Here is a 1,010-nt window from a genome sequence, read left to right as displayed (position 1 = left end):
AACTACGATCAGTCGAATCTATTGATTGACTGTGACTTCGAGTATTGGCGACAGGATGCAGTGGTTATTGCAGCCAACACCACTATAAACCCTATGGCTTGAGAGCTACAAATACCATCTGGTGTCCACGGCACGAGCAATCTATTAATGAGCGTTCATAAACTTTTAATTTCCAGATCTAACCACTGAAAAGAGGTCACAATGAGCAAAATTCAACTCGCCGTTTTTGATATGGCCGGTACCACGGTCAATGAGGACAACGTCGTTTACAAAACGGTTCATAAGAGTCTTGTCGACGCTGGCTACGACTTCACCCTGGATGAAGTCCTTGAGCACGGTGCAGGCAAAGAAAAACATCAGGCCATAAAAGATACTCTGTCGTCCAAAGGCTTCGACCACTCGGACTCGGAAAAAATCTTCCAGTCCTTTAAAAAACAACTGACACAAGCTTATGCGGAACTGGCAGTGACCTCATTCGACGGCGTGCCCGAGCTTTTGAAGGAGCTGCGGGCAAGAGGCATCAGGGTTGCACTTAATACCGGCTATAGCCATCAGGTAGCAACAGGCCTGCTGAAAAAGATGAACTGGATGCCCGGAGTCGAATTCGATGCTCTGGTTACAGCGGATGATGTTACAAACGGCAGACCTGCACCCGACATGATTGAACTGGCCATGGAGAAAACCGGCGTTCACGACAGTTCACAAGTGCTTAAAGCGGGAGATTCTGCCATTGATATTGAGGAAGGAAAAAATGCCCACTGTGGTATCACCGTTGGTGTGACCACCGGAGCCCAGAGCCGGGAGCAACTGGCAAGAGCCGCGCCAACGCTAGTGCTCGATAGCTTAACCGAGATTCTCAAACACATTTAAACGCTCGTCACCCACCTGCTATCCCCGGCTGGGTGACTCCATAGTCTCGCCTCTCCAATTAAAAATGTCACAGAGACGCAAAAGATCTGTAATATTTTAGTCACCTCCTTCTCGTAGAATTCTGTCATCCCTTCTGGTAT

The 1,010-nt window shown here is 48.2% G+C and carries 1 protein-coding gene; it reads left to right on the top strand.

Translation table 11 applies throughout. The features are described from left to right. The first annotated feature begins 201 nt into the window (after positions 1–201). Complete coding sequence (locus tag KDK18_RS07540) at positions 202–870, top strand: phosphonatase-like hydrolase (RefSeq protein WP_257254280.1); 669 nt, start codon at positions 202–204, stop codon at positions 868–870. Positions 871–1,010: the final 140 nt, after the last annotated feature.

The organism is Endozoicomonas sp. SESOKO3 (genome assembly GCF_024606255.1).
Note: the sequence above shows the minus strand (reverse complement) of the source record. Positions and strands in the feature narration are given on the sequence as shown.

Coding starts and splice junctions, on each gene's coding strand:
- KDK18_RS07540 (WP_257254280.1), top strand. CDS start 202: ATGAGCAAAATTCAACTCGCCGTTTTTGATATGGCCGGTACCACGGTC.